Genomic DNA, 25,158 nt, shown 5'->3' on the forward strand with positions numbered 1-25,158 from the left:
CACGGGGGGTCGGCCTCCTTCGCGTCCAGCCTCGGCCACCTGACCCGATCGAGAGCTCCCGGAACCGAACACGACCGGGAAGCAACATCAGATCAGTTGGTACACCTGCAAAGTGGCAGCCCCGACCTCGGTCACATGGCCGGGGTCGATCCGTCCGCCGTCGCCCGGGCGCTCCCACCCGGAATCCCAGATCAACCGGTAGCTGCGCCCGCCGGACAAGGGGGGCATGGTGACCTCCTCGGCGGCATGTTTCCCCTGGAAGACCAGGAGGAAAGAAGCACAGGTGATCCCGTCGCCGAGGAGGAGCATCTGCAGCACCCGACAGCGGGGGTCCTCCCAGGACTGACTGGTCATGGGTTCGCCGTAGCGGCCGAACCAGAGCACGTCGACCCGGCTGTCGCCCGGGCGGGGGTGTCGGCTGAAGAAACTGGCTTGGCGGAAGACCTGGTTCTCCTTACGGAGTCGGGTCAGGAAGCCGACCGTGTCGGCCAGGTCCTCCTGCCACTGCTCCAACTGCCAATCGATCCAACTGATCTCGTTGTCCTGGCAGTAGGCGTTGTTATTGCCCTGTTGGGTGCGTCCGATCTCGTCGCCGGCGCAGAGCATGGGAACTCCGGTGGCCAGCAGTGTGGTGGCCAGCAGGTTGCGGATGCTGCGTCGTCGGAGTGCCTGGATCTGCGGGTCGGTGCTGACACCTTCGATGCCGTGGTTGTAGGAGCGGTTGTCCCCGTGCCCGTCCCGATTGTGTTCGCCGTTGGCCTCGTTGTGCTTGTCGGCGTAGGTGGTGACATCTGCGGTGGTGAAACCGTCGTGTGCGGCGACGTAGTTGACGCTCGCCAGAGGCCCACGATCGCTGTGGTCGAAGAGGTCCTGGCTGCCTGCCATCCGGGTGGCCAGTTCCCGGACGCCGTGGCCTCGATAGGCGGTGGCTGCCATGTCGACCAGCCAGAAGGTGCGAGCGGTGTCGCGGAAGCGGTCGTTCCACTCGGCGAAGGGCGGCGGGAACTGCCCGGTACGCCAGCCGTGGACCCCGCAGTCCCAGGGCTCGGCGACCAGTTTCACCCGGGACAGGACCGGGTCGGTGCGCATCGCCACGAAGAACGGGTTGTTCGGGTCGTAGTCGTGGTTCCGGCCGCGGGCGAGCGCGACTCCCAGATCGAAGCGGAATCCGTCGACATGGCATTCGGTCACCCAGTACCGCAGGGAGTCGAGTACCATCCCGGTCACCATCGGGTGTCGCATGTCCACGGTGTTGCCGCATCCGGTGACATCGATGTCCTGGCCGCGTTCATCGATCCGGTAGTAGCTCTCGTTGTCGAACCCGCGCCAGCTCAGCATGGGACCGCTTCGGCCTTGTTCGCAGGTGTGGTTGTAGACCACGTCGAGCAGGACCTCGAAGCCGTGGGCGTGCAGAGCGCGCACCATCGACTTGAATTCGTCGAGGGAACCTTGGGGGCCCGGTGCTGCGGCATAGGCGCCGTGCGGGGCGAAGAAGCCCAGAGTGTTGTATCCCCAGTAATTGGTCAGCCCCAGCCGGGAGAGCCGGGGTTCGGACATGGACGCATGGATCGGCAGCAGCTCGACGGTGGTGACCCCGATCCGGTGCAGATGGTCGAGGAAGGTCGGGTGGGCGAGCCCTGCGTAAGTGCCTCGGAGTTCGTCGGGGATCCCCGGGTGTGTCTGGGTGGCTCCGCGGACATGGGCCTCGTAGACGACCGAGTCGCTCCAGGGGATCCGGCGGAGGGACGACTCGTCACCCCAGTCGAAGTGGTCGTCCACGACGACTCCTCGGGGCACGAAAGCGGCGCTGTCCCGGTCGTCGATCAGATCGCCAGCACCCTGCAACTGGCCGTCGACCATGTGGCCGAAGATCTCCGGGGACAGCACGACCTCGCCGCTGATCGCTCTCGTATAGGGGTCGAGGAGCAGTTTGGCAGGGTTGTGCCGTCGCCCGTGCTCGGGACGCCAATCGCCGTGGATGCGGTATCCGTAGTGCTGTCCCGGTCCGACGTCGGGCACATGTCCGAACCAGATGCCGTGGACACGGTCGGTCAGCTCGACGCGTCGTTCGGAGTGGCCGGATCGGTCTCCGGGGTCGAAGAGACACAGCTCGACGGCCTCGGCGGTCGAGGTGAAGACCGCGAAGTCCGTGCCCTGCTGCGTGGGTCGAGCCCCGAGGAGGGGCGGCAGATCCGGGCTGTGGCGCACCCTGACACCATATCCGGCCCGTGCGCGCGGTGACTGTGCAGAGGCCTGTCCAAGCTGTTCGGGACGGGGCGGAGAACTCTGCCGAGAGCGGATCGGGGGGCTTTCTGCGACGGTGCGGGGGACCTCTACTGGTGTCATCGCATGTCGCCCGACTACGTTGGGGGCATGAGCGATCCCACTAGTCTGCCCAACTTCCCGCCGCCAGCCGACGAGCAGCCCCTGCGTGGCCGTGTCCTCGACGCGTTGCAGGATGAGGGTTTCCGCCCCGATATCGACGCCGACGGCGATATCGCCTTCAAGGTGAACGGCCAGCAGCTCTTCGTGCACTGCTTCGAAGGCGAGGTGCCGCTGATGCGTATTTTCGGTCAGTGGCAGATCGACGAGACCCTGCCGGGTGACGAGACGGTCCAGCTGCGCAACTGCAACGAACTGTCCTTGCGTTTCAACCTGGTCAAGGCCGGCCTGGTCAATGGCACTCTGCTGGTTGCCGGTGAGCAGATCTGCCTGCCCGCCACTGACGTCAAACTGGTTTCCTCCCTGCTGACGCAGCTGGTGTTGCAGGCTGTGCACGTGTGGCACGAGATGATGATGGGACGAGACCCGTTCAGCCAAGAACAGGCCTGACATGAGCGAGTACGTCCGCCTCGAGGTCGCCGACGGGGTCGGCACCATCCGTATCGACAGACCGAGGATGAACCCTCTGGATGCGTCGGTCCAGGACGCGATAGCGGCTCACGCCGTCGAGGCGGACGCTCGCGATGACATCCGAGCGGTCATCGTGTATGGCGGCGAGCAGGTCTTCGCCGCTGGAGCCGATGTCAAGGAAATGTCTCGGATGTCCTACACGGACATGGTTTCCCGGGCCAAGCACGTTGGCGGCTTCGCCACTGCCGTGGCCCGGATCGGGAAACCCACCGTCGCCGCGATCGAGGGGTATGCCTTAGGCGCCGGATGTGAACTGGCCCTGGCCTGTGATTTTCGGATCGCTGCCGAGAACGCGTTACTGGGCCAGCCCGAGGTTCTGCTGGGCTTGATGCCCGGTGCCGGCGGCTCACAGCGACTGCCACGGCTGATCGGTTCGGCGAAGGCCAAGGACATGATCTTCACCGGTCGCCAGGTCGGCGCGTTGGAGGCCTTGGAGATGGGCCTGGTCGACGCGGTCTGCGCTCCCGGACAGGCCTGGACGGCAGCCCAGGAACGGATGCGCCGCTTCGCCGACGGTCCTGCGATGGCGATCCGTCACGCCAAGGAAGCCATCGACCGAGGCCTGGAGACCGACCTCGAGACAGGCACCGCGATCGAGGCAATGCTTTTCGCCGGGATCTTCGCGACGGAGGATGCGCGCGCAGGGATGACCTCCTTCATCGAGAAGGGGCCGGGGAAAGCCGCTTTCGAAGGGCGGTAACCGGCGCAGGTCGGTTGTGCTCGTGTCGATAGGTTGTACGGCATGGCTCACCCGCGCTCGGGGTGCCTTGCCCCTGCGTGCCAGGGGGCACGCGGGCCAGTTCGGAATACGCCCGGGGGAGATCGATGAGGAAGTTGCTGGCGCACGCGCGATGGGCGGTGACGCGGGGGGCGGTGCGCCCTCGTGACCTGGCCTCTTACGCGCGCATGGCGGCGATCTCGGCGAGATGTCCGGATGTGACCTTTTTGGGGCCCTGTTTCATCTACGAGGATGTCGTGATCGAGGCCCGGCGAGGGTACGGGCGGGTCGTTATCGGGCCGTGGACGCACATTGGGCCGGGGTCCCGACTGCGCTGTCATGAGGGGACTCTCCGTGTGGGGGCCAAAACGGTTTTCGGTGCGCGGTGCACGGTGAACACGTGGTTGGACGTGGAGATCGGGGATGCGTGCCTGTTCGGTGACGACGTCTACTTGTGCGATTTCGACCACATCACCACGAGCACGCAGGTGCCCATCAAGGATCAGGGGATCGTGAAGTCTCCGGTCAGGGTGGGAGACGACGTCTGGCTGGGAACGAAGACGGTGGTGACGCGGGGCGCCCGGCTGGGACATGGCTGCGTGGTGGGCGCGTCGTCAGTGGTGCGGGGGGATTTCTCGCCCTTCTCCGTGGTGGTGGGGGCGCCGGCGCGTCTGGTGCGTTATCGCGATCAGGTGCAGGAGGAGATGCGGATGGCGGCGACGGCCGGCCTGGCTTCTGCGGAGGTACTCCCGGTGGCGGTGGAACTTCCCGGGGTCAACGGTTTCGTTCCTTCTTTCTCGTCGTTCTCGGATTTTGCGATCTCGGACCGTCGGGGATTCTCGTTCCGCTTCCCGGGGGAGGGCCGGGCTCGCTGAGCTACGTGCGGTGGGTGTGTGCCGCATCACTTCTGCTCAGCACGAGGGGAGTATCTACTTTGCGTAGTGTCGGTGGCAGCTGTCGACCGGGACGGGATTGGCTGCAGCGAGGGTGATCTCCCTGTGGAGGCGGCGTTCCTGGTTGGCGTTGCTGCTCATCGGCCGCGCTGTCCGTCGTCGGCTGCAGGACTGGCGATGAGATGTCCTTGCAGCCGGGCTAGGGAGAAGAGGGCGAGACATGAACATCGTCGTCTGTGTCAAATATGTGCCGGACGCCCAGAGCGATCGCTCCTTCGATGAGGACGGGACCACGGATCGGGCGTCCGCCGATGGCCTGTTGTCCGAGCTGGACGAATACGCCATCGAGGAAGCTCTCAAGATCAAGGAAGCTGGCGAGGGCGAGGTCACCGTGGTGACCGTCGGCCCGGAGAAAGCCGTCGACGCAGTGAAGAAAGCCTTGCAGATGGGGGCGGACAAAGCGGTTCACGTCTGCGATGAGGCCATTGCCGGATCCGATGCGCCGGCGACCTCATTGGTCTTGGCCGAGGCGATCAAGAAGATCGGTGCTCCGGATCTCGTGTTGACCGGTATGGCGTCCACCGACGGCACGATGTCGGTCGTGCCTGCGATGTTGGCTGAGCGGTTGGGCCTGCCTCAGGTGACTTTCGCTTCGGAGCTGAGCGTTGACGGCGGACGGGTGCGGATCCGTCGTGACGGTGACATCGCCACAGAGGTGGTCGAGGCCGAGTTGCCTGCGATGGTGTCCGTGACCGACCAGATCAATGAGCCTCGGTATCCCTCGTTCAAGGGGATCATGGCCGCTAAGAAGAAGCCGGTGGAGACCTGGTCGCTGGGCGATCTGGGCGTCGATGCCGGGCAGGTCGGGCTCGATGCCGCGTGGACCAAGGTGTTGTCGACGACGAAGCGTCCTCCGCGTGAGCAGGGTTTGATCGTCACTGATGACGGTCAGGGCGGCGCGGTGCTGGCCCAGTTCCTGTCCATCCAGAAGTTCGTCTGAGCCGGTTACGGAGAGGAGAGGAAGACGATGACCGAGGTTCTCGTTCTGGTCGACCACGTCGACGGGTCCGTGCGAAGGACGACGGCGGAGATGCTGACCTTGGCGGCCCGCTTGGGTGAGCCTTCTGCAGTGTTCGTCGGCGATGGCGCCGAGGCTGCGGCCGAGTCACTGGGGAAGTACGGCGCAGCGAAGATCTATGCGGTCGGCAGCGAGGCCGATGGCTACCTGGTGGCGCCGGTGGCGGAGATCCTGGCGCAGTTGGTGGGGAAGACGTCGCCGGCGGCGGTGCTCATGTCGAGTAGTGCGCATGGCAAAGAGATCGCCGCCCGGCTGTCGATCAAGACCTCGTCCGGTTTGATCACCGATGCAGTGGATGTACGGGCCGGTGGCGAGGGCGTGGAGACGACTCAGTCGGTCTTCGCCGGCTCCTATACCGTGCAGGCGACGGTGACCCAGGGGACGCCGATCATCACGGTGAAACCTAATTCGTGTGCGCCGCAAGAAGCCTCTGTCGAGGCAGCGGTCGAGCAGGTGGATGTGGCCTTGTCGGAGTCGGCCAAGGCGGCTCGGATCACCGAGCGTAAGGAGAAGCAGAAAACTGGTCGTCCGGAGTTGACGGAGGCGGCCATCGTGGTCTCCGGTGGGCGGGGAACCGGCGGCGACTTCTCCCCGGTGGAGGCTTTCGCCGACACCCTGGGTGCCGCAGTGGGGGCTTCGCGGGCGGCGGTCGACGCGGGCTGGTATCCCCACACCTCGCAGATCGGTCAGACGGGCAAGCAGGTCAGCCCTCAGTTGTATGTGGCTTGTGGGATCTCCGGGGCGATCCAGCATCGGGCCGGCATGCAGACCTCCAAGACGATCATCGCGATCAACAAGGACGAAGAAGCTCCGATCTTCGAGCTGGTCGACTTCGGCGTGGTCGGGGATCTCTTCGAGATTCTTCCGCAGGCGGATGCGCAGGTGAAAGCCGCTCGCGACTGAGGGCGTCGAGTCGTGGCCGAGTGCCGGTCTGCGCTGGTGGGCCGGCGCTCGGCGTGCGTGGAGGGCCTGCCTGGACAACGCCGAGCCCCGACGGCTTCGGGGGGCAGCGTCGGGGCTCGGGTGATCGAGGGGCAATAGCCGAAGGTTTCCGGATATTGCCGACAGCACGAGGTTACTGGACGGGAAGGTGACGAGCCGGTAACGAAGGTCCTTGTTTTGCGACAGAATCCACCGACAGTTGCGCAAAACGGGCAGAAAGAGTGGAGCCCAAGAGAGCTGGTTGGACGATCGTCCTGGTCGAAGAAAGGACGCCGAGGGGGTACAGGGGCACCTAAGATTGATCCACGTGAGTGTCTACCTCGACCATGCCGCCACTTCGCCGATCCGTCCGGAGGTGGCGCAGGTGGTGCATGAGGCCATGCTCGAACTGGGCAACCCCAGCTCACTGCACAGCGGCGGCCGCGCCACCCGTCGGCGAGTGGAGGAAGCACGCGAGGATCTGGCCGATGCTCTGGGAGCACGCCCCTCGGAAGTTCTCTTCACCTCCGGCGGTACCGAGTCGGACAATCTCGCGGTCAAGGGTCTGTACCGGCATCGCCGAGCAGCGGACCCTCGCCGCTGTCGACTCGTGGTCTCCTCTGCTGAACACTCTGCGGTGCTGGACAGCGTCGAGGACCTCGTCACCCATGAAGGTGCCGAAGTCACCTGGGTCGATCCAGATCGGAACGGGGTCGTCGGCGCAGATTCCTTCCGTGCTGCGATCGAGGACGACGAACTCGGTGGACCGGACAATGTCGTTGGCGTCCTCGGGATGTGGGCCAACAACGAGACCGGGGTGGTCCAGCCCATCGGTGGGATCAGCACGGTCGCCGGCGAGTACGGCCTGCCCGTATTCACCGATGCCGTCCAAGCCGTCGGCAAGGTCCCCGTGGATTTCGCAGGGAGCGGTGCGACTCTCCTCGCCGCCACCGGGCATAAGATCGGTGGCCCGGTAGGCACCGGGATACTGTTGGCCACACGGGATGCGCCGATGCGGGCGATCAGCCACGGTGGGGGACAGGAACGTCGCCTGCGCAGCGGCACCTTGGCGATGCCTTTGATCGTCGGTCTGGCACGCGCGGTACGCCTCGCGGTGGATCGCAGTGCTGAGGAAGCAGGGCGCTTGGCCGAGCTGCGTGACCGGTTGGTCAGAGGGGTCCTCGACACGGTTCAGGGTTCGAGGGTCACCGGTGTGTGGGAGCCAGGTGACGTGGTCCAGCGGGTGCCCACGCATGCGCATGTCCTCATTCCTGGATGCGAGGGTGATTCCCTGCTCTTCTTGCTGGATGCCGCAGGGGTGGCCTGTTCCACCGGTTCGGCCTGCCACGCCGGGGTTCCGCAACCCAGCCATGTCCTGTTGGCGATGGGCTACCCGGAGGACGAAGCCCGTGGCGCCTTACGCCTCACGCTCGGGTGGTCGAGCACCCAGGGCGATGTCGACATGTTTTTGAGTGCGTTGCCTGAGGCTGTGGAACGGGCGCAACGGGCCCATGCGGCCACCGTGGCCCGGGCCGCGGCGCGGGAAGGGAGCCGTTGATGAGGATCGTGGCTGCGATGAGTGGCGGGGTCGACTCGGCTGTCGCCGCTTCACGGATGGTCGAGGCCGGACACGATGTCGTCGGGGTGCATCTCGCGCTCTCCCGTAGCGCGGCGACCTTGCGCACCTCAGCTCGCGGGTGCTGCACCGCCGAAGACTCCGGGGATGCCAGACGAGTGGCCGACAAGGTCGGCATCCCGTTCTACGTCTGGGATATGGCGGAGGAGTTCCACCGCGACGTCGTCGAGGATTTCCTCACCGAGTACGCCGCCGGGCGTACCCCCAACCCGTGCCTGCGTTGCAACGAGCGGATCAAGTTCGCAGCGCTGTTGGACAAAGCTTTGGCCTTGGGCTTCGACGGGGTGGCCACCGGCCATTACGCACAGGTGAGTATGCCGGGGGACGGCATGAACACCACCGGTCGAAGAGAGCTGCACCGTGCAGTCGATCCGGCGAAGGACCAGTCCTACGTGCTGGGGGTGCTTGACGCCGACCAACTGGCGCGTTCCTTCTTCCCGCTGGGTGACTCGACCAAGGACCGGATCCGTGTCGAAGCCGCTGCCCGAGGCTTCGCGGTGGCTGCCAAACCCGACAGTCACGACATCTGCTTCATCGCGGACGGGAACACCCGGGGATATCTCTCTGCGAGATTGGGTGAGAAACCGGGGGAGATCGTCGATGAGTCGGGCTCGGTGGTCGGTGAACATGTTGGTGCCTACGCCTATACGGTGGGGCAGCGTCGGGGTCTGGCCCTGCGCAGGCCGGCACCGGACGGACGGCCTCGCTATGTCACCGAGGTCGACGTACCGGCGAACCGGGTGGTGATCGGCCCCGAGGAGATGTTGGGTATCGACGTCATCGTCGGCATGCAGGCCCGATGGTGCGGTGAACCGCCTTCCAGGGAGCTCAGCTGCGGAGTGCAGCTGAGGGCCCATGGCGAGGAGATCCCAGCGGTCGCCGTCGTCGAGGGAGAGGGCGAGGTCGTGATCCGTTTGTCCCGGCGTACCCGGGGAGTGGCTGCGGGGCAGGCCGCGGTGCTCTACGAGGGCACTCGGGTCATCGGATCGGCGACCATCTGCGGGACATCTCGCCGCTGACCTTTCTTCTCGACCGGGTTGGGGCTCTTGGTTGTTCCCGGTCGTGCCACCGCTGACCGGAGACATAGGTGGCGTGTACGGTGCGATCGTCGCCGAGAACGATCATCGCGAAGAGGAGATCCGCGAGCTGATCGGCCTGTGCCGGTCCATACAGACCTTTCCGGTGCGGACGCACATGCCGCCGCGGGATTCGGCAGCAGCGAAGAGAACGTCGACCGAAGCCGGGAAAACGGTGCTGTAGGAGGTGGGGAAGGTGCAGGTGTTCAGCCAGTCGACGAGTTGGGCTCCGTAGGGGGCGATCATGCGGCTCTGGGGGAAATGGACGTGGGTGTCGACGAATCCGGGCAGGATCAAGTGGTCGGGGTAGTGATGGACGGCGGTTTCCTGGGAGAGGGTCGGCAGGAGCCGATCAGCAGGTCCGCAGCTGATGATTTTCCCGGTCGAGAGGACGCTCAGGCCGTCTGATTCGTCGTGAACAGCGCGGGACGAGGCCTCGGCGAAGGGGCCTCGCAGAGCAAGCTCGGACATCACACACTCGTTTCGGGGGTGCTGAGGAGCACACGGATCACGACTCCTCGGAGTATGAAAAAGATCAGACAAAGTTTTGTTTTCTGAGGAAAAACTTGTTGCGACTCTTTACATAGATGAGGGTGCGTGTCCTGTGGAAGTGCTGCGGATGCTGGCTGTCAGTGCCGCCTAGGCTGACTCGGTGAGCAGAAGCAGCGCCCTTGGATCATGGCCCGGCCACGACGACAGCATGGTGCGGGAATCCATGCGTGTCATACGAGATCTCCTGACCGACGAGACTCGTACCGGTCGCTCCGGTATTCCCTATGTGCCGGAGACCCCGGGAAGAGGCCCCGGTGCCGACATGATCGGACGGACCGCAGGGATGCTCGTCGACATGCCGGTTGACCTGCAGCCCTCTGGATGGCGGATCGTCGACCGGCCCGGTCGGGATCAGGCTAGGGCGCAAGGCTATCTGCGCAACGACCTGGATGAACTCGCGGAAGCATTCGAAGGGTATCGAGGCATCCTCAAGCTCCAGGTGGCCGGGCCCTGGACCATGGCTGCCGAGCTACGGGTACATCGAGGTGAACGGAGCCTGGTCGACCTAGGGGCTTGTAGGGATGTCTCGGCCTCCTTGGCCGAGGGGGTCAAGGAACATCTGGCCGACGTGCGTCGCCTTCTTCCCGAGGCGAAACTCGTCGTCCAACTGGACGAGCCGCTCCTGCCTGCGGTTCTGGCCGGGAGCCTTCCGACGAGCAGCGGGTTCGGACGGTTGCGTGCCGTCGACCCTGAGGAGATTCGTCGGCGGCTCTCCGAGGTTGTCGAGACCGTTCGTCAGTCTTTGTCCGGTGGAGAATCTGCGGACTCAGCGGATCGCAGCCCGATGAGTGCGGCTGGCGAGGGCGTGCTGATCCACTGTTGTGCAGACCGGGTTCCGGTGTCACTCCTGCGGCAGACCGGTGCCGACGCCCTGGCGGTGGACATCTCCAAGCTCGATGTCCGTGGATGGGAATCGGTGGCTGTGGCAGTGGAGAGTGGGATCGGTCTGTGGGCTGGAGTGCCCGTGCCATCAGGTGCGATACCCACCGCTCATGCCTTGGCTGCGCCGGTTCGTACTGCCTGGCATGAGCTCGGGCTGGAACGGTGGCTACTCGATCACGTGGTGCTCACCCCGTCCTGCGGGCTGGCCGGACACAGCCCCGCTGAGGCGACCCTCGTCCATCGAAGGCTGGTCGAAGCTGCGGCTGAGCTCGTCGAGGAGGCTGAACGTTAAAGGGCGCTTGAGGGTAGGCAAAATAACTCAAAAAGGAACAAAATTCTTTTTCTTCTAATACCGCCTACCTTCACGTAGCCTGGGTCCTGCGCCCTCCCAAGCGCATTCGGGTTCCTTCCTGAGCTGTCCTTCAATGGTCGATCTGTGCCCTGAACAGGGTGTATCCACCTACGCTCCTGCTCGGAGAGACGGATCGACGATTTCTGCGAAAAGACCGGCCCGGACGTCACCACGGTCGGTCGGACAGCCTCGACGAGCCCGACACTGGCACACGACCGGCGCGCAGAAGCGTCGGAAAGGGGTAAGTCATGGCGAAGAAACGCCTGATCACCGTCGGTACTGCAGCACTCCTCGGGCTCGCTCTCACCACTGGGCCGGCACAAGCCTCCTCTCTTGAGCACCGGCCAGCACCGGGCATCCCCGCGCCCGCGGCACCCAACCCTGGTATTCCTGCCCCGGTAGCAGAAGCACCGACCGGTGAAGCACTACCTACACAGCAACTCACCCCAGGTGAAGCACCCTGGAAGAACGGGGCGATAGCGCGGGAACGCTCTGTTGGAAAGCACGCGAGTATCGCCTCTTATGTCCAGCGTGAAAAGCGGGCCTTCGGCTTCGACTTCGCCGGCCTCAAACCTCAGGACGAGGTCACTGTCCGTTGGCGCACCGTGGTCCACACCCGCGATGTCATCAGCACCAATGTGTATCGAGGAACGGATCCGGCGGCAGGAAAGGGCTGGTGGTACAGCGGCCGTCAGCCTGGATGGACGTCGGCTGACGTCGAGGTCAAACGTGATGGAAAGGTCGTTGCCACCCTCAAGCTGAAGAACCCCTACTCCGTGAAAGTGTCCGAGGTGGCCCTGTGTTACAGCTTCGCCTTCCTGGCCAGGAATGCGCTCAGCGGAGACCGGATGCTCATCGAATGGACCATGGGCAGCGGCGAGAGGCGACAGATCGATCTTGAAGCCGGGCTCTTCCTCTCCGGCTGGCAGAGCGGATGGCGGACCGCCACCATCAAGGTCTATGAAGGAAGTAACCCGCTCAACCTCATCGCCGACCCGGTGACCATCATGAACCCCGGGTATGACGACGAGGGTCAGAAAGACGCGATGCGTCAACTCGTTGGCTGATCCGAGTTGGGTACGACGGTGGCCGGGGACCTCGTGCGAGGTCCCCGGCCACCGGGCTGTTCATCAGGGCGATCAGCCGAAGTAACGCTCGTGCCACACGAGGAAGATGTACACCGTCCAGATGAGTCGGCTGTTGTCGACCTTTCCTGCGCTGTGGTCGTCGAGCAGCTGCCGGAGCATCTTCGTGTTGAAGAAATGGCGGGCCGTCGGCGAGGTGAAGGCATCGCGCACCCGGCCGTTCCACGGCTGCTGCTTGAGCCAGACCCGAATGGGCACCGGGAAGCCGAGCTTCGGACGCTCGTAGTACTCCTTGGGCAGCTTGTTCTTCGCCGCCGCCCGGAAGGCCATCTTCGTCTGGTGCCCGTCGACCCGGTACTCCGCCGGGATCTTCGCGGCAACCTTCATGACCTCCTTGTCCAGGAAAGGCACCCGGACTTCGAGGGAGTTGGCCATCGACATCTTGTCGGCCTTCAGCAGGATGTCCCCGACCATCCACAGGTTGATGTCCAGATGTTGCATCCGGGTGACCTCGTCCTGGCCCACGGTCAAGGCGTACCGAGGACCGGTGATGTCCTGGGGGAGCAAGGGGTTGCGCAGCTCGTCGTTCATCAGGGCCGCGACTTCCGGGGCCCGGAAATGATAGGCGTTCCCGATGAAGCGGTCCTGAAGGTCGAGCGACCCACGACGCAGGTAGTTGTGCCCGTGTAGACGGGGCATCTTGTCGCCCAACATGCCCAGACCGCGACGCACCGGGGTCGGAGCGCCGGTCAGATGCCGCAGCCCGTAGGGCTCGTTGTAGATCTGGTAGCCCCCGAAGAGTTCGTCGGCGCCTTCACCGGAGAGGACGACCTTGACGTGCTCCTGGGCCAGGTTGGCCACGAAGTAGAGAGGCACACAGGCCGGGTCGGCCAAAGGCTCGTCCATGTGCCACTGGATGTCGGACAATGCGTCCCAGTACTCGGTCGGCGTGATCACCTTGGAGTGGGACTCGACACCGATGTCCTTGGCCAGCGCCAGAGCCGCATCGATCTCGCTGTACCCGGCGTTGGCGAAACCGACGGTGAAGGTGCGCTGTCCACCGAAGCTGGCCGCCACGAAGCTGGAGTCCACACCGGAGGACAGGAAGGAGCCCACTTCGACATCGGCGATCATGTGGGCCTTGACCGAGTCCTCCAGGACCGCGGAGAGCTCCTCGACATGGTCCTCGAAGGGGCGGCCGGTCTCCGGCTGGAAGTCCGCAGACCAGTACCGCTTGATCTGGAACTTGCCGTCCTTCCAGCGCAGGAAGTGTGCCGGGGGCAGCTTGTGGATGCCCTCGAACATCGTTTCGTCGAGCGGGTTGTACTGGAAACTCAGGTAGCTCGCCAGCCCCTGGAGGTTCAGCTCTCGCTTGACCTGGGGGTTCTCCAGGATGCACTTGATCTCGCTCGCCCAGACGATGCCATCGCGCAACGGGGCGTAGTAGAGCGGCTTGATGCCGAAGAAGTCGCGAGCAAGGAAGAGCTCACGTTCCCGGGTGTCCCAGACCGCGAAACCGAACATTCCGCGGATGTGGTCGAACATCTTGTCGCCGTACTCGTCGTAGGCGTGCAGGAGAACTTCGGTGTCCGACCTGGTGCGGAAGTTGTGTCCGCGCGTGATGAGCTGGTCACGCAGGCTCCGGTAGTTGTAGATCTCACCGTTGAAGGTGATGACCTTCGTACCGTCCTCGTTGAACAGAGGTTGGTGGCCGTCCTCGAGGTCGATGATCGAGAGGCGACGGAACCCCAAGTGGGCGTCACCGTCGATGTGGAAGCCGTCGTCGTCAGGGCCGCGGTGCGAGATCTGCCCGGCAGAGGCGCGGATGACCTGCTCTCGGTCATATGTCGTTGTTGGGTCGATAAAACCGCAAATACCGCACATTTCTCAGGCCTACCCCGCTGATGATCGCTCATAGCCGTCGGCTCGGACCGGCGGCCGGACCGAGCCACCTTATCGCGTTCGGCTGCTTTTCCAGCTTTCCCGTCCGTGAGGGCGCCGCTCCGAGCACTGCCTGGCGGAGCCGGAGCCCTGCCGCCGTGCGGCACGATAGGAAATGTGACTCGCTTCTCTCCTGAGACATCGCCTGCCCTGCCGTCCTTCCCCTCCACCGAGGTGCCTACGGTCGATGCGCAGGCCCGTCACGAGTGGGCCGATCTCGCTGATGAGATCAGGCGTCACCAGTTCGCCTACTACGTCAAGGACATGCCAACCGTCTCCGACGGTGAATTCGACCGTCTGCTAGGTCGGTTGACACAACTTGAGGAGCATTACCCCGAGCTGCGCACCCCGGACAGCCCTACCCGACAGGTCGGCGGAACCTTCTCCACCGAGTTCACCCCGGTGGACCACCGGGAACGCATGTTGAGCCTCGACAACGTCTTCGATACGGTTGAGCTCGATGACTGGTTCGAGCGAGTTCTGCGCTCGGCCGGCGCCTCGGTCCATTGGTTGACCGAGCTGAAGATCGACGGACTGGCCGTCAACCTGCTCTATGAGAACGGCCGGTTGGTCCGGGCACTGACCCGCGGGGATGGGCGTACCGGGGAGGACGTGACCATGAACGTCCGCACCATCGAGGGGATCCCGGACCGGTTGACCGGAAGCGAGGAGTATCCGGTTCCGGAACTGGTCGAGATCCGTGGCGAGGTCTTCTTCCCGGTGGAGGCTTTCACCACGCTCAATGCCGGCCTCGTCGCCGCTGGCAAGGCGCCCTTCGCCAATCCGCGGAATGCTGCGGCAGGTTCCTTGCGGCAGAAGGACCCTCGGGTGACTGCCTCTCGTCCGCTGCGGATGCTCGTGCACGGTATCGGGGCCCGGGTCGGCTTCGATGTTCGTCGACAGTCGCAGGCCTATGCTGCGCTGGCCGAATGGGGGCTTCCCACCAGTCCGCATGTGGTCGTGCTCGACGACCCGCAAGCGGTCCGGAAACGGATCGAGTACTTCGGTGAGCACCGACACTCGGTGGAACACGAGCTCGACGGTGTCGTGATCAAGATCGACGAGATCGCCGTACAACGAGCTCTCGGCGCCACCTCACGGGCACCTCGCTGGGCCATCGCCTACAAGTACCCCCCCGAAGAGGTCACGACCAAGCTGTTGGCGATCGAGGTCAACGTCGGGCGCACGGGACGGGTCACCCCGTACGGAGTGATGGAGCCGGTGAAGGTCGCCGGATCGACCGTGTCCATGGCGACGCTGCACAACGGGTTCGACGTCAAACGCAAGGGTGTGCTGATCGGTGACACGATCGTGCTCCGTAAAGCGGGCGATGTGATCCCCGAGATCGTCGGGCCGGTCGTCGAGCTACGGGATGGTCACGAGACCGAGTTCGTCATGCCGACGCACTGCCCGGCCTGCGGTACCGAGCTGGCCTTCGAGAAAGAAGGCGATAAGGACATCCGGTGCCCCAATGCCCGATCCTGTCCGAGTCAGCTCCGCGAACGGGTTTTCGGGCTGGGCTCTCGGGGAGCCTTCGACATCGAAGCGCTGGGCTGGGAGGCCGCCGTCGCCTTGGCCGACCCCGAGCACGGACGTCCGCAGGAAGCGGACAGCTGGGGGGTCCCTCGACGGAGACCTGTGCTCGACAGCGAATCCGGACTGTTCGACCTCGATCTGGACGACCTGGCCGAGGTGCGGGTATGGCGAGAGGTGCCGTTGACCCGTAAACGCCTCGGACCACTGCGCCCCGAACTCGTGCCCTATTTCTTCACGAAGCCGACTGCGAAGTCTCCGAGCAAGCCACGGGAGAACACCTTCCGGCTGTTCGAAGAATTGGAGAAGGCGAAGTCGCAGCCGCTCTGGCGGGTGCTCGTCGCGCTGTCGATCCGGCACGTGGGCCCGACAGCGGCTCGAGCATTGGCCACTCACTTCACCTCGATGGAGGCCCTCCGTGCGGCCTCCCGGGAGGAACTGGCCGCGGTCGAAGGCATCGGCCAGGTGATCGCCGAGTCGGTGCAGGAATGGTTCACCGTGCCCTGGCACGTCCAGGTCGTGGACTTCTGGGCCGAGTCCGGGGTACGGATGGCCGACGAGATCGAGGACACGGTGTCACCGACGTTGGCCGGTCTGACCGTCGTCGTCACCGGTTCCCTGGAGGGTTTCTCCAGGGACGAGAGCAAGGAAGCGATCGTCTCTCGCGGAGGGAAGGCTGCTGGCTCGGTGAGCCGGAAGACCGACTACGTCGTCGTGGGGGAGAATGCCGGCTCGAAGGCGGACAAAGCTGAACAGCTAGGTGTGCCTATGCTGAACGAGGAGCAGTTCATCAGATTGCTCCAGGAGGGGCCTGGTGGAGTCACCGGGATGACAGAAGGACAGGGATGAGCGCTTCGCCCGACGGCGCGCCAGGGACGACAACGGTCAGGACCAAGGTGACCTCGTGGGTATTGCGGATACCCCCCGCCTGGTCGTCGGTAGCAGTGCTGGTCGCTTTCCTGTGGATCTTGTGGACCCAGCCGGTGACCAGTCTCCAGATCGACAGCCTGGTCTACCGCTACGGAGCTGAAGTTCTCTTTTCCGGGACAGATCGACTGTACGAGCAGCCGGATGGAGCTCTGCCCTTCACATATCCGCCGGTGGCCGCGCTCTTCTTCACGCCTCTTCTGGTGGCCGAGCCGCTGGCAGCTCTGATCGTCATCGTCGCAGGCCTGGCCTCGGTCTGGCGGATGACCTGGTTGGTGCTGGACTACCTACGTCCGGAGGAACACGGTCATGCGATGGCGGCGGCTGCGCTGCTGCCCTTGGCCGTTCTGACCGAACCGATCTTCAAGACTTTCTCCTACGGCCAGATCAATCTGGTTCTGGCGTGGCTCGTCACCGAGGATCTGCTGGGGAGACACCGTGGGAGGTTCGGCGGGATCCTCGTGGGTCTGGCCACCCTCATCAAATTGACCCCGGCTGCTTTCTTCCTGATCATCGTCCTGCGCCGGGATGTCGCTTCCTTCTTGCGTGGTATCGGCACCATCATCGCCGGAGTGGTGTTGGGCTTCCTGCTGATGCCGTCCTCGTCACGCATCTTCTGGAGCGGGCTGACCGGGGCAGCCCAGCGGGTCGGCGACGTCGCCTACTTCCTCAACCAGTCCACCAAAGGCGCTTTCGCTCGCAGTGGAATCACCGCTTCCTGGCCGTGGATCCTGGCTTGCCTGCTGATCCTCGCCGCCACCTGTCTAGCAGCCCATCTGCTGTTGCGATCTGGGCGAGACCTGCCTGCGGTACTCGTCACGGCCTTCTGCGCGCTGCTGATCTCCCCGGTTTCCTGGAGCCATCACTGGGTGTGGACGTGGCCGTTGATGCTCTGGGCTGTGATCGATCATCGCCCTCCTCTGGGGAAGGGTTTGCTGTTCCTGGGGTTCTCCTGGGCCTTCGCCGTCCTCGTGAGGCCTTTCTGGTGGGCGATCCCTCACCATGGTCCGTGGCATGAGGTGTCCTGGTGGCAGTTGGTGATCTCCGACACCTATATGGTCGTGGGAGCCTTCACCTTGGTGATGCTCACGGTGGAGGCTTTCCGGTTGCGGGCCCAGGGGACGGCCATCGGCCCAGGCCAGGTCGTCGGGACGGAGTGACGTGAGAGGACTCGACACACGAAGCGGGGCCGGCCCGAGGAAGAGACCCACCCATCGTGTGCCCTTGGCCGCGGTCTGGGCGACCGGCGGAATGACGTTGGTTCTTTCCTTCTTCCTGCTGTGGCTCTTCGGACAGCCGGAAGATCTCGGGGTCTACCGCTCGGCCTCCGCGTTGGCGCTGAACGGGCAGGACCGGCTCTATGACACCGGTTCTGACGTCCTGCCCTACACCTATCCGCCGATCGCGGCCTATCTTCTGGCCCCGGTCACACTGCTGCCTGCCCCGATGGCCGCAGTGCTGGTCATCTTGTTGAATCTGCTCTTCCTCTGGAGGATCACCTGGATCTTCCTCGGTACGGGCCCCGCCGTAGCGGTGCTTCTGCTGCCGCTGGCCCGCCTGGTCGAGCCCATCTGGCAGACCTTTTCGTTCGGTCAGGTCAACCTTCTCCTGGCCTGGCTGATCGCCGAGGACCTGCTCAACGGTCGGCGGCGACGATGGGCGGGAATCCTGCTCGGCTTGGCGATCCTGGTGAAACTGACCCCTGCCGCCTTCCTGCTGCTTCCTTTGGTCCGGCGGGATCTGGCGGCCTTGGCTCGTTCCTTCCTCACCGTCTGTGCGGGAGTCGCAGCCGGGTTCCTGCTTCTTCCGGCCTCCTCCGCGACTTACTGGGTCGGCCTTCTCGGAGCTTCGGCTCGGGTCGGTGGCCCAGACTACATCGCGAACCAGTCCCTGGCCGGGGCCATGGCCCGTGCCGGGATCGGAACACAGACCGGGACTGGACCGGTATGGGCATTGCTCTGCTTCGTCGTGGTCACGATGGCCACCATCGCCGTGCGCCGTGCTGTCCAGGACGACAGAGACCGGCACGCCGTGCTAGCCGCAGCTTTCTGCGCGCTGTTGATCTCCCCGATCTCGTGGAGCCACCACTGGGTGTGGGTCTGGCCGATGCTGCTGTTGTGGTGTTCAGGTGCGCTGTCCCGGGTGACCGCCGCATCGGTGGAACAAGTGCAGCCGTGGCCGAGCGAACATCTCCACAGCGATACGTCGAAGAGCCGTACGTTCACCGAACATGCCAGCGAGGCGATCTCCCTGGTGAAACGGATGTGTTCCGCAGTCAACCGGTCCTCCTCCGACCGTGTGGCTCGTGCCCTTGCCTTCACCTGGGCGATAGTCACCATCAGCCACCTGTTGTGGTGGGCCTTTCCCGCGAGGGGTACATGGTCGTCTCTGCCGATCTGGCAGCTGGTGTTCACCTCGGTGTACACGGGCTTGGGAGCGGCGACGCTCGCCTGGTGCGCTTTTCACGTCGACCCGGTGCTGGAGCGGAGTGCGGAGACCAGCGCCTCGTGATCTGTTCGGCCGAGCAGCCTAGAATGGCGGCCATGTCCACGATCTCCCGTGAGCAGGTCGCACACCTGGCGACACTGGCTCGGATAGACCTGTCCGAGCGAGAACTCGACGAGATGTCCGGTGAACTCGCCGTGATCCTCGCCGCTTTTGCCAAGGTCGGCGAACTCGCCGATGTCGATGTGCCGGGTATGTCCCATCCTCTGCCATTGACCAATGTCTGTCGGGAGGACGAGGTCGCACCCGGCCTGAGCCCCGATGAGGCCCTGTCCGGTGCACCCGAGTCGGAGGACGACCGGTTCGTCGTCCCACGGATCCTCGGCGAGGACTGACCAGACCATCATGGTCGTCGGGCCCGGCCCATCTCCGGGAGGACGACCTGCCCAGCTTCCTGCGAACCATCGAACCGAGGGATCAGCCGTGACCACCCCCACCGACCTGACCCGGCTCAGCGCCGAGGCGCTCGCTGACCTGTTGACCCGCAGAGAGGTCTCTTCTGTCGAGGTGACCCAGGCCTATCTCGACCGGATCGACGCTGTTGAGGGTCAGGTCAACGCCTATCTGCATCGTAATGACGACGAGGCGCTCGAGGCGGCGGCACAGGTCGACCGGGATCGAGCCGGGGGGAAAGAGCTGGGCTTTTTGGCCGGGGTCCCGGTCGCGGTGAAAGACGTGGCCTGCACGGTGGGGCAGCCCACCACCGCAGGAAGTCGGATTCTGCAGGGGTGGATGCCGCCTTATGACGCGACGGTGGTCTCCAGGCTGCGAGCAGCTCGCATGCCGATTCTGGGCAAGACCAATATGGACGAGTTCGCGATGGGCTCCTCCACCGAGCATTCTGCTTATGGGCCGACGGCTAATCCCTGGGATCTTCGCCGGGTGCCCGGTGGATCGGGCGGTGGTTCGGCAGCCGTTCTGGCCGCCTTCATGGCGCCGCTCGCAGTCGGTTCCGATACGGGTGGTTCGATTCGTCAGCCAGCTGCCTTCACCGGGACGGTCGGGGCGAAACCGACGTATGGAGGCGTCTCCCGTTATGGCGTGATCGCGATGGCCAGCAGCCTGGACCAGATCGGCCCTTGTGCTCGGACGGTGTCGGACACTGCTCTTCTGCACGAGGTGCTGGCGGGACACGACCCCCGTGATTCCACCAGTATCGAGGCGCCGGTCCCTGCCGTGGTCGATGCTGCGCGTCGGGCCGATGTTTCAGGCATGCGGATCGGCGTCATCCGTCAGCTCGGCGGTGAAGGCTACCAAGCGGGGGTGCGGGCTCGCTTCGACGAAGCGGTGGCCTTGTTGACCGCAGCTGGGGCGGATGTGCTCGAGGTCGATTGCCCTCACCTGGGCTACGCCCTTGGCGCTTACTACCTGATCATGCCCAGCGAGGCGAGTAGCAACCTGGCCAGGTACGACGCGATGCGTTACGGCTTGCGGGTGGGCCCGGACGGTGTGTCGCAGCCGAGTACCGAGCAGGTTACCGCCGCTTCGCGGGGACAGGGGTTCGGCCCGGAGGTCAAACGCCGGGTCATCCTCGGAACGTACGCGCTGTCCTCGGGGTACTACGACGCCTTCTACGGGCAGGCACAGAAGGTGCGTACCTTGATCGCCCGTGATTTCGCGGCTGCTTTCGCGCAGGTCGACGTCGTGATCAGCCCGACCGCGCCGACCACGGCCTGGCATCTGGGCGTCAAGCTCGACGACCCTTTGGCGATGTACCTGGGCGATGTGGCGACGATCCCCAGCAACCTGGCAGGTATCCCCGGGATCTCCGTTCCGGTGGGATTGGCCGACGAGGACGGTATGCCGGTCGGTCTCCAGGTGCTCGCACCGGCGATGGCTGATGACCGTCTCTACAATGTCGCCGCGGCGCTTGAGAACTCGTTGAGTCAGCGATGGGGCGGCAAGCTGCTCGACCGGATCCCTGAGCTGATGTCCGCACCGAACGGCGAGGAGGCCTGAGCCGTGCACAACCCTCAGATGGTGGAACTGCTCGATATCGACGAGGCCTTGGCTTCCTTCGACCCGGTGATGGGCCTGGAGGTGCATGTCGAGTTGAACACGCGGACGAAGATGTTCTGTGCTTGCCTGACCGAGTTCGGCGCAGCTCCGAACTCGCAGGTGTGCCCGGTCTGTCTGGGCCTGCCAGGAGCCCTTCCTGTGGTCAACCGGGCCGCGATCGACTCAGCCATCCGGATCGGATTGGCCTTGAACTGTTCGATCGCGACGACTTGCCGCTTTGCCCGGAAGAACTACTTCTACCCGGACATGACGAAGAACTTCCAGACGAGTCAGTACGACGAGCCGATCGCTTTCGACGGGTATCTGGACGTCGAACTCGACGACGGCGAGATCTATCGGGTGGAGATCGAGCGAGCTCATATGGAGGAGGATGCGGGCAAACTCATCCACGTAGGTGGCGCGACCGGGCGCATCCATGGCGCCGACTATTCGCTGATCGACTACAACCGCGCGGGAATTCCGCTCATCGAGATTGTCACCCGTCCTCTGGTGGGGGCGGGGGGGCGAGCTCCCGAGGTGGCCCGGGCTTATGTGAGCGCGCTACGTGAACTGATGCGGGCGTTGAAGGTCTCCGACGCGCGGATGGAACAAGGGTCGATGCGTTGTGATGTCAACCTGTCGTTGCGTCCGAGAGCTGGCCACGACCGGCGCGGTGCGGATCAGTCGGCGGTCCCCTTCGGCACGCGTACCGAGACGAAGAACGTGAATTCCCTGCGTAGCGTCGAAGCAGCCTGCCGTTTTGAGATCCGCCGTCATGCGGCGGTTCTCGCCTCAGGGGGAGCGATCGTCCAAGAGACACGACACTGGCACGAGGACACGGGTGAGACCACAGCGGGGCGTCCGAAATCGGATGCTGACGATTACCGCTACTTCCCCGAACCTGATCTGGTCCCGGTGGCTCCCACGCCGGAACATGTCGAGAAGCTACGGGGGACTCTTCCGGAACCTCCTGGGCAACGACTCAAACGACTCCAGGCGGAATGGGTCTTCACCGACCTCGAGATGCGGGACATCTTGGGCTCCGGGGCCTTGGACCTGGTTGAGGCCACGGTTCGGGCCGGAGGCTCGGCGTCGGCCGCCAAGAAGTGGTGGGTCGGGGAGATCTCCCGCCGTGCCAATGCGCAGGGGATGGAACTGGCGCAGATGTCGATCTCCGCTGAACAGGTGGTGGAGCTGGACTCGCTGGTGACCGGTGGGCGTTTGAACGACACGATGGCCAAGCAGGTCCTGGACGGTGTGTTGGCAGAAGAGGGCGGGCCGACCCAGGTCGCCGATGCCCGAGGCCTGCAGATGGTCTCCGACTCGGGTGCGCTTCAGTCCGCGGTCGAGGCCGTGATCGCGCGGAACGGCGCGGTGGTCGAGAAGATCCGTGGCGGTCGGGTACAGGCCGTGGGTGCCTTGATCGGTCAGGTCATGAAGGAGATGAAGGGGCAGGCCGATGCTGCCAAGGTACGGGCATTGATTCTGGAGACGCTGGGGGTCGAAGGCTGATCCTCCCCGAGTGCGCCGCATGGCTTGGGATGATGGAGCTATGACGGAGATCCCACGCGTGTTGGTGTTGGTACGACATGCCGAGGCGGTGTCCTTCTCGCCGGGAGGGGACGCACAGCGAGCTTTGACTGAGTCTGGCCGTGAAGTGGCTCGAGAGGTGGGTGCACGGCTGGCTGGTGAAGGTGTACGCCCTGATCTACTGATCTGCTCGCCGGCTGTACGCACAGTGCAGACCTACGAGGAATTGCGTAGCGGCGGTCTCCAGGTGCAGGAACTGTGGGGGGAGCCGTCGTTGTACGACGCTGCGGTCGAAGATGTCGTGGACTCGATTCGTGAGGTTCCCGAGGACATTCGTACGTTGGTGGTGCTGGGACATGCTCCTGGAGTGCCTGGTGTGATCGCTGTGGTGGCTGATCATCGTGAGCAGGACGAGGAACCGGTGCACCGAAGGGTCGAGGGGTGGCCTCCTGCGGGGGTGGGGGTCGTCGTCCACGCGGGTCCTTGGTCGACCTTCCCCGATGACTCCTCAGCTGTGGTGATGTTGCAGAGCCCACCGGAAAAGGTGTGACCTTTCCCACAGACGTCCGTCCTTGAGTCTGGATATTGCGTTTCTTTCCATGGTGATTCGCTGGACAGACGTTCTATTTTCCGACTGTCCTCAGCTCTGCTAAGACGTTCGTTCGTTTAAGCGGCTGCCCTTTCCGCCGATGACTCCAACGGTTCGGGAATGCGTCCAAGTCGGACGCGCAGGCGCTCGATAACGAGGCCTGTCACCCATGGATGGGGAGGGCATCGGGATGAATGTCGGACGAGGGCGATCTGTGGCATTGGCCTGCACGATGGCGGCTCTGATCGCCTCAGGATCCGGGGTTCAACAGGCTTCGGCCGCAGACGGTCCGCAGGTGACCGTGCAGGGCGAGTTGGTCACGGTCGTCGACGGTCCGACCAAGGAGAGCAGGGTCCGGGTTCCTGGAGGCGCTTTCGTTCCAGTTGCTGCGGCTGCGGTGAAGGATGTCGAGCCGGGAGCGAAGATCTCGGTCACGGTGCCGCGCCGGACGATGGAACGTTCCGGAACCTCCTTCACCCCCGTCCCTGACGCGGTGGCACCGGTCACATCAGTTCAGCCGCCGGTGTCCTCTGCCCAGATGAGCCCAGCAGTCCACCAGATCACTGCGGTTGTTGCCGTACCCCGAGGTGTGTCCGGCACTGCCCCCAGCTCGGATGCGGTGCGCGCGCAGATTGCTTCGGTATCCCAGTACTGGTCGGAGCAGACCGGTGGTGCTTTGACCTTCTCGGCCACTTCGGTGACCGGACCGGTCAACCTGTCGGCGTCCTGTAGCGATGTCTGGTCGATGTGGGAGGAGGCGGCGTCACGGGCTGGCTTCAGCGCTGGCCCCAACAAGCACTTGGTGCTGGTCTTGCCTCGGGAGGCGGCGAGCGCGGGCTGCGGTTACGGCTTGGCCAGTGTGGGCTCGGGTGTCAGCGCGGGAGGCTACGCCTATGTGTCCGACACGGCTTGGCCAGTGATGTCTCACGAGCTGGGGCACAACCTGGGACTGGCGCATGCGCAGCGGCTGACCTGCCCGGGTGTGGCTGATGTCGCGCTGAGTGAGGCGGCGGCGAAGGGCTGTCGGATCGATGAGTACGGCGACCCGTGGGACGTGATGGCTGCGTCGGCACCGAACAATGCTGGTTCGTTGTCGGCGCCTCAGGCCCATCGGTTGGGGATGTGGCCGTCCTCGGCGGTGACGGAGCTGTCCTCGGGGTCGGCCTCGGTGTCCTTGAACCCGGTCTCTTCTTTCACCGGTACTCGGGCGGTGCGTGTGGTCGACCCGAAGTCGGGCGCGGTGTACTTCGTGGAGTACCGGACCCGGAGCGGTCGGGACTACTTGTTGTACTCGAACATGGTTGGCGGGGTCCGGATCGTACGGGAGGACTCGTCGAAGTCGGGGCAGGCCAAGCCGTCCCTGGCATTGGACGCTTCGCCGAGTGGCTCCTCCGCAGATGTGAACTGGGGCATCCCGGTGGGTGGTTCGTTCACGTCGTACGGCGGCGGGGTGACGGTCCAAGTGATTTCGCAGGACGCTTCTTCGGCGCAGGTGAAGGTGACTGCAGGCGCGGTGAATCCGTCACCGGTTCAGAGCCCGGCGCCTGCGCCGTCGCCGGTATCGGTGACAAAGCCTGCGGCGACTTACGATCTGTCACCGAGCACCGGGAAGGTTTCACGTCTGGGTAACGGAGGATGGTATGCGGTGCCTTCGTCGGCCTATATGTTCAACAGTGCTCTGGTGACGTACACCTCCGGTGCGTCATGGTCGACGACGGTGGACGGTGGGCGATCGATGGACATCATCGGGACGGCTTTCCCTGGTGGCGCCCGTGGACGGGTTCTGGTGGATGGCGTGGCCTGGGCTGATTTCGACAGTTACCGTGCCACCTCGACGGACCCGTACAAGCAGGTTCTGCGGACGGTGAATATTCCGGCGGGGCGGCACACCGTGACGATCGTGGCCTTGCCGTCGGCTGGCCGGGGGACCTTGGCCTTGGATGCTTATCGTCTGCGCTGATGAGGGGGGGCGAGGAAGGGCCGGGGACGTCGATCCCCGGCCCTCCGTGTTTTTCCTACAGGTGGTGAT

20 protein-coding genes are annotated in these 25,158 nt (G+C 64.5%); 17 read left to right on the forward strand and 3 right to left on the reverse strand.

Annotation, left to right across the window (positions count from 1 at the left end):
• Window positions 1-87: 87 nt before the first annotated feature.
• Complete coding sequence (gene glgX / locus DX923_RS04040; protein WP_116112879.1) at window positions 88-2,208, reverse strand: glycogen debranching protein GlgX; 2,121 nt, start codon at window positions 2,206-2,208, stop codon at window positions 88-90.
• A 165-nt stretch (window positions 2,209-2,373) separates the two neighbouring features.
• On the opposite strand from glgX, the gene DX923_RS04045 reads away from it, so the two are divergent.
• The 7 genes from DX923_RS04045 to mnmA all read left to right on the forward strand — a co-directional run bounded on the left by DX923_RS04045 (window position 2,374) and on the right by mnmA (window position 9,178).
• Window positions 2,374-2,832 carry a hypothetical protein gene (locus DX923_RS04045; protein ID WP_040321112.1) on the forward strand — a complete coding sequence of 153 codons (459 nt, stop codon included), beginning with the start codon at window positions 2,374-2,376 and terminating at the stop codon, window positions 2,830-2,832.
• A 1-nt stretch (window position 2,833) separates the two neighbouring features.
• A complete protein-coding gene (locus tag DX923_RS04050; protein ID WP_116112880.1) occupies window positions 2,834-3,613 on the forward strand; it encodes an enoyl-CoA hydratase/isomerase family protein in 780 nt (259 codons plus the stop codon).
• Between the two features lie 125 nt (window positions 3,614-3,738).
• Entirely contained in the window at window positions 3,739-4,506 is a 768-nt protein-coding gene (locus DX923_RS04055) for an acyltransferase (RefSeq protein WP_240322731.1), read from the forward strand.
• A 238-nt stretch (window positions 4,507-4,744) separates the two neighbouring features.
• The gene (locus DX923_RS04060; RefSeq protein ID WP_116112882.1) at window positions 4,745-5,524 is read left to right on the forward strand and encodes an electron transfer flavoprotein subunit beta/FixA family protein; all 780 of its coding nucleotides are present in this window, start codon (window positions 4,745-4,747) and stop codon (window positions 5,522-5,524) included.
• 27 nt (window positions 5,525-5,551) lie between these two features.
• On the forward strand, window positions 5,552-6,505 hold the full coding sequence (locus DX923_RS04065; protein WP_116112883.1) for an electron transfer flavoprotein subunit alpha/FixB family protein: 954 nt from the start codon (window positions 5,552-5,554) through the stop codon (window positions 6,503-6,505).
• A 346-nt stretch (window positions 6,506-6,851) separates the two neighbouring features.
• Window positions 6,852-8,081 carry a cysteine desulfurase family protein gene (locus tag DX923_RS04070; RefSeq protein ID WP_116112885.1) on the forward strand — a complete coding sequence of 410 codons (1,230 nt, stop codon included), beginning with the start codon at window positions 6,852-6,854 and terminating at the stop codon, window positions 8,079-8,081.
• On the forward strand, window positions 8,081-9,178 hold the full coding sequence (gene mnmA, locus DX923_RS04075) for a tRNA 2-thiouridine(34) synthase MnmA (protein ID WP_116112887.1): 1,098 nt from the start codon (window positions 8,081-8,083) through the stop codon (window positions 9,176-9,178). Before DX923_RS04070 ends, mnmA begins: the two co-directional genes overlap by 1 nt.
• A gap of 102 nt (window positions 9,179-9,280) precedes the next feature.
• Here the strand turns inward: mnmA and DX923_RS04080 are convergent, their stop codons facing one another.
• Window positions 9,281-9,706 (reverse strand): amidohydrolase family protein, encoded by a 426-nt coding sequence (locus tag DX923_RS04080; protein ID WP_116112888.1) that lies wholly within the window; start codon window positions 9,704-9,706, stop codon window positions 9,281-9,283.
• A gap of 244 nt (window positions 9,707-9,950) precedes the next feature.
• Between DX923_RS04080 and DX923_RS04085 the strand changes: the two genes are divergently transcribed.
• Both DX923_RS04085 and DX923_RS04090 read left to right on the forward strand, forming a co-directional pair.
• On the forward strand, window positions 9,951-10,961 hold the full coding sequence (locus DX923_RS04085; protein WP_240322732.1) for a methionine synthase: 1,011 nt from the start codon (window positions 9,951-9,953) through the stop codon (window positions 10,959-10,961).
• 308 nt (window positions 10,962-11,269) lie between these two features.
• The gene (locus DX923_RS04090) at window positions 11,270-12,088 is read left to right on the forward strand and encodes a hypothetical protein (RefSeq protein ID WP_116112891.1); all 819 of its coding nucleotides are present in this window, start codon (window positions 11,270-11,272) and stop codon (window positions 12,086-12,088) included.
• Window positions 12,089-12,160: 72 nt separating this feature from the next.
• Here DX923_RS04090 and asnB read toward each other — a convergent pair whose 3' ends face one another.
• A complete protein-coding gene (gene asnB, locus DX923_RS04095) occupies window positions 12,161-13,990 on the reverse strand; it encodes an asparagine synthase (glutamine-hydrolyzing) (protein ID WP_116112893.1) in 1,830 nt (609 codons plus the stop codon).
• 174 nt (window positions 13,991-14,164) lie between these two features.
• Here asnB and ligA point away from each other — a divergent pair, with 174 nt between their 5' ends.
• The 8 genes from ligA to DX923_RS04135 all read left to right on the forward strand — a co-directional run bounded on the left by ligA (window position 14,165) and on the right by DX923_RS04135 (window position 25,089).
• Complete coding sequence (ligA, locus tag DX923_RS04100) at window positions 14,165-16,429, forward strand: NAD-dependent DNA ligase LigA (protein ID WP_205413103.1); 2,265 nt, start codon at window positions 14,165-14,167, stop codon at window positions 16,427-16,429.
• On the forward strand, window positions 16,426-17,667 hold the full coding sequence (locus DX923_RS04105; RefSeq protein ID WP_116112894.1) for a glycosyltransferase 87 family protein: 1,242 nt from the start codon (window positions 16,426-16,428) through the stop codon (window positions 17,665-17,667). Before ligA ends, DX923_RS04105 begins: the two co-directional genes overlap by 4 nt.
• Window positions 17,668-17,731: 64 nt before the next feature.
• Window positions 17,732-19,018: a glycosyltransferase 87 family protein gene (locus tag DX923_RS04110; protein ID WP_162872770.1), complete on the forward strand. Its 1,287-nt coding sequence runs from the start codon at window positions 17,732-17,734 to the stop codon at window positions 19,016-19,018.
• 32 nt (window positions 19,019-19,050) lie between these two features.
• Window positions 19,051-19,347, forward strand: coding sequence for an Asp-tRNA(Asn)/Glu-tRNA(Gln) amidotransferase subunit GatC (gatC, locus tag DX923_RS04115; protein WP_116116144.1), 297 nt, complete (start codon window positions 19,051-19,053; stop codon window positions 19,345-19,347).
• Between the two features lie 88 nt (window positions 19,348-19,435).
• On the forward strand, window positions 19,436-20,971 hold the full coding sequence (gene gatA, locus DX923_RS04120) for an Asp-tRNA(Asn)/Glu-tRNA(Gln) amidotransferase subunit GatA (RefSeq protein WP_116116145.1): 1,536 nt from the start codon (window positions 19,436-19,438) through the stop codon (window positions 20,969-20,971).
• 18 nt (window positions 20,972-20,989) lie between these two features.
• A complete protein-coding gene (gene gatB, locus DX923_RS04125) occupies window positions 20,990-22,522 on the forward strand; it encodes an Asp-tRNA(Asn)/Glu-tRNA(Gln) amidotransferase subunit GatB (RefSeq protein ID WP_116116146.1) in 1,533 nt (510 codons plus the stop codon).
• 40 nt (window positions 22,523-22,562) lie between these two features.
• Window positions 22,563-23,090 carry a SixA phosphatase family protein gene (locus DX923_RS04130; RefSeq protein WP_162872771.1) on the forward strand — a complete coding sequence of 176 codons (528 nt, stop codon included), beginning with the start codon at window positions 22,563-22,565 and terminating at the stop codon, window positions 23,088-23,090.
• 229 nt (window positions 23,091-23,319) lie between these two features.
• Entirely contained in the window at window positions 23,320-25,089 is a 1,770-nt protein-coding gene (locus DX923_RS04135) for a reprolysin-like metallopeptidase (protein WP_162872772.1), read from the forward strand.
• Window positions 25,090-25,158 lie beyond the last annotated feature (69 nt).

This window comes from Austwickia chelonae (assembly GCF_003391095.1).
Taxonomy (GTDB): domain Bacteria; phylum Actinomycetota; class Actinomycetes; order Actinomycetales; family Dermatophilaceae; genus Austwickia; species Austwickia chelonae_A.

Excerpts from the sequence above, each read along its gene's own strand:
- gatB (WP_116116146.1), top strand. The coding sequence starts at position 20,990 with ATGGTGGAACTGCTCGATATCGACGAGGCCTTGGCTTCCTTCGACCCG.
- DX923_RS04060 (WP_116112882.1), top strand. The coding sequence starts at position 4,745 with ATGAACATCGTCGTCTGTGTCAAATATGTGCCGGACGCCCAGAGCGAT.
- gatC (WP_116116144.1), top strand. The coding sequence starts at position 19,051 with ATGTCCACGATCTCCCGTGAGCAGGTCGCACACCTGGCGACACTGGCT.
- DX923_RS04105 (WP_116112894.1), top strand. The coding sequence starts at position 16,426 with ATGAGCGCTTCGCCCGACGGCGCGCCAGGGACGACAACGGTCAGGACC.
- DX923_RS04065 (WP_116112883.1), top strand. The coding sequence starts at position 5,552 with ATGACCGAGGTTCTCGTTCTGGTCGACCACGTCGACGGGTCCGTGCGA.
- DX923_RS04135 (WP_162872772.1), top strand. The coding sequence starts at position 23,320 with ATGAATGTCGGACGAGGGCGATCTGTGGCATTGGCCTGCACGATGGCG.
- DX923_RS04055 (WP_240322731.1), top strand. The coding sequence starts at position 3,739 with ATGAGGAAGTTGCTGGCGCACGCGCGATGGGCGGTGACGCGGGGGGCG.
- DX923_RS04085 (WP_240322732.1), top strand. The coding sequence starts at position 9,951 with ATGCGTGTCATACGAGATCTCCTGACCGACGAGACTCGTACCGGTCGC.
- asnB (WP_116112893.1), bottom strand. The coding sequence starts at position 13,990 with ATGTGCGGTATTTGCGGTTTTATCGACCCAACAACGACATATGACCGA.
- DX923_RS04080 (WP_116112888.1), bottom strand. The coding sequence starts at position 9,706 with ATGTCCGAGCTTGCTCTGCGAGGCCCCTTCGCCGAGGCCTCGTCCCGC.
- DX923_RS04050 (WP_116112880.1), top strand. The coding sequence starts at position 2,834 with ATGAGCGAGTACGTCCGCCTCGAGGTCGCCGACGGGGTCGGCACCATC.
- mnmA (WP_116112887.1), top strand. The coding sequence starts at position 8,081 with ATGAGGATCGTGGCTGCGATGAGTGGCGGGGTCGACTCGGCTGTCGCC.
- DX923_RS04130 (WP_162872771.1), top strand. The coding sequence starts at position 22,563 with ATGACGGAGATCCCACGCGTGTTGGTGTTGGTACGACATGCCGAGGCG.
- DX923_RS04045 (WP_040321112.1), top strand. The coding sequence starts at position 2,374 with ATGAGCGATCCCACTAGTCTGCCCAACTTCCCGCCGCCAGCCGACGAG.
- DX923_RS04090 (WP_116112891.1), top strand. The coding sequence starts at position 11,270 with ATGGCGAAGAAACGCCTGATCACCGTCGGTACTGCAGCACTCCTCGGG.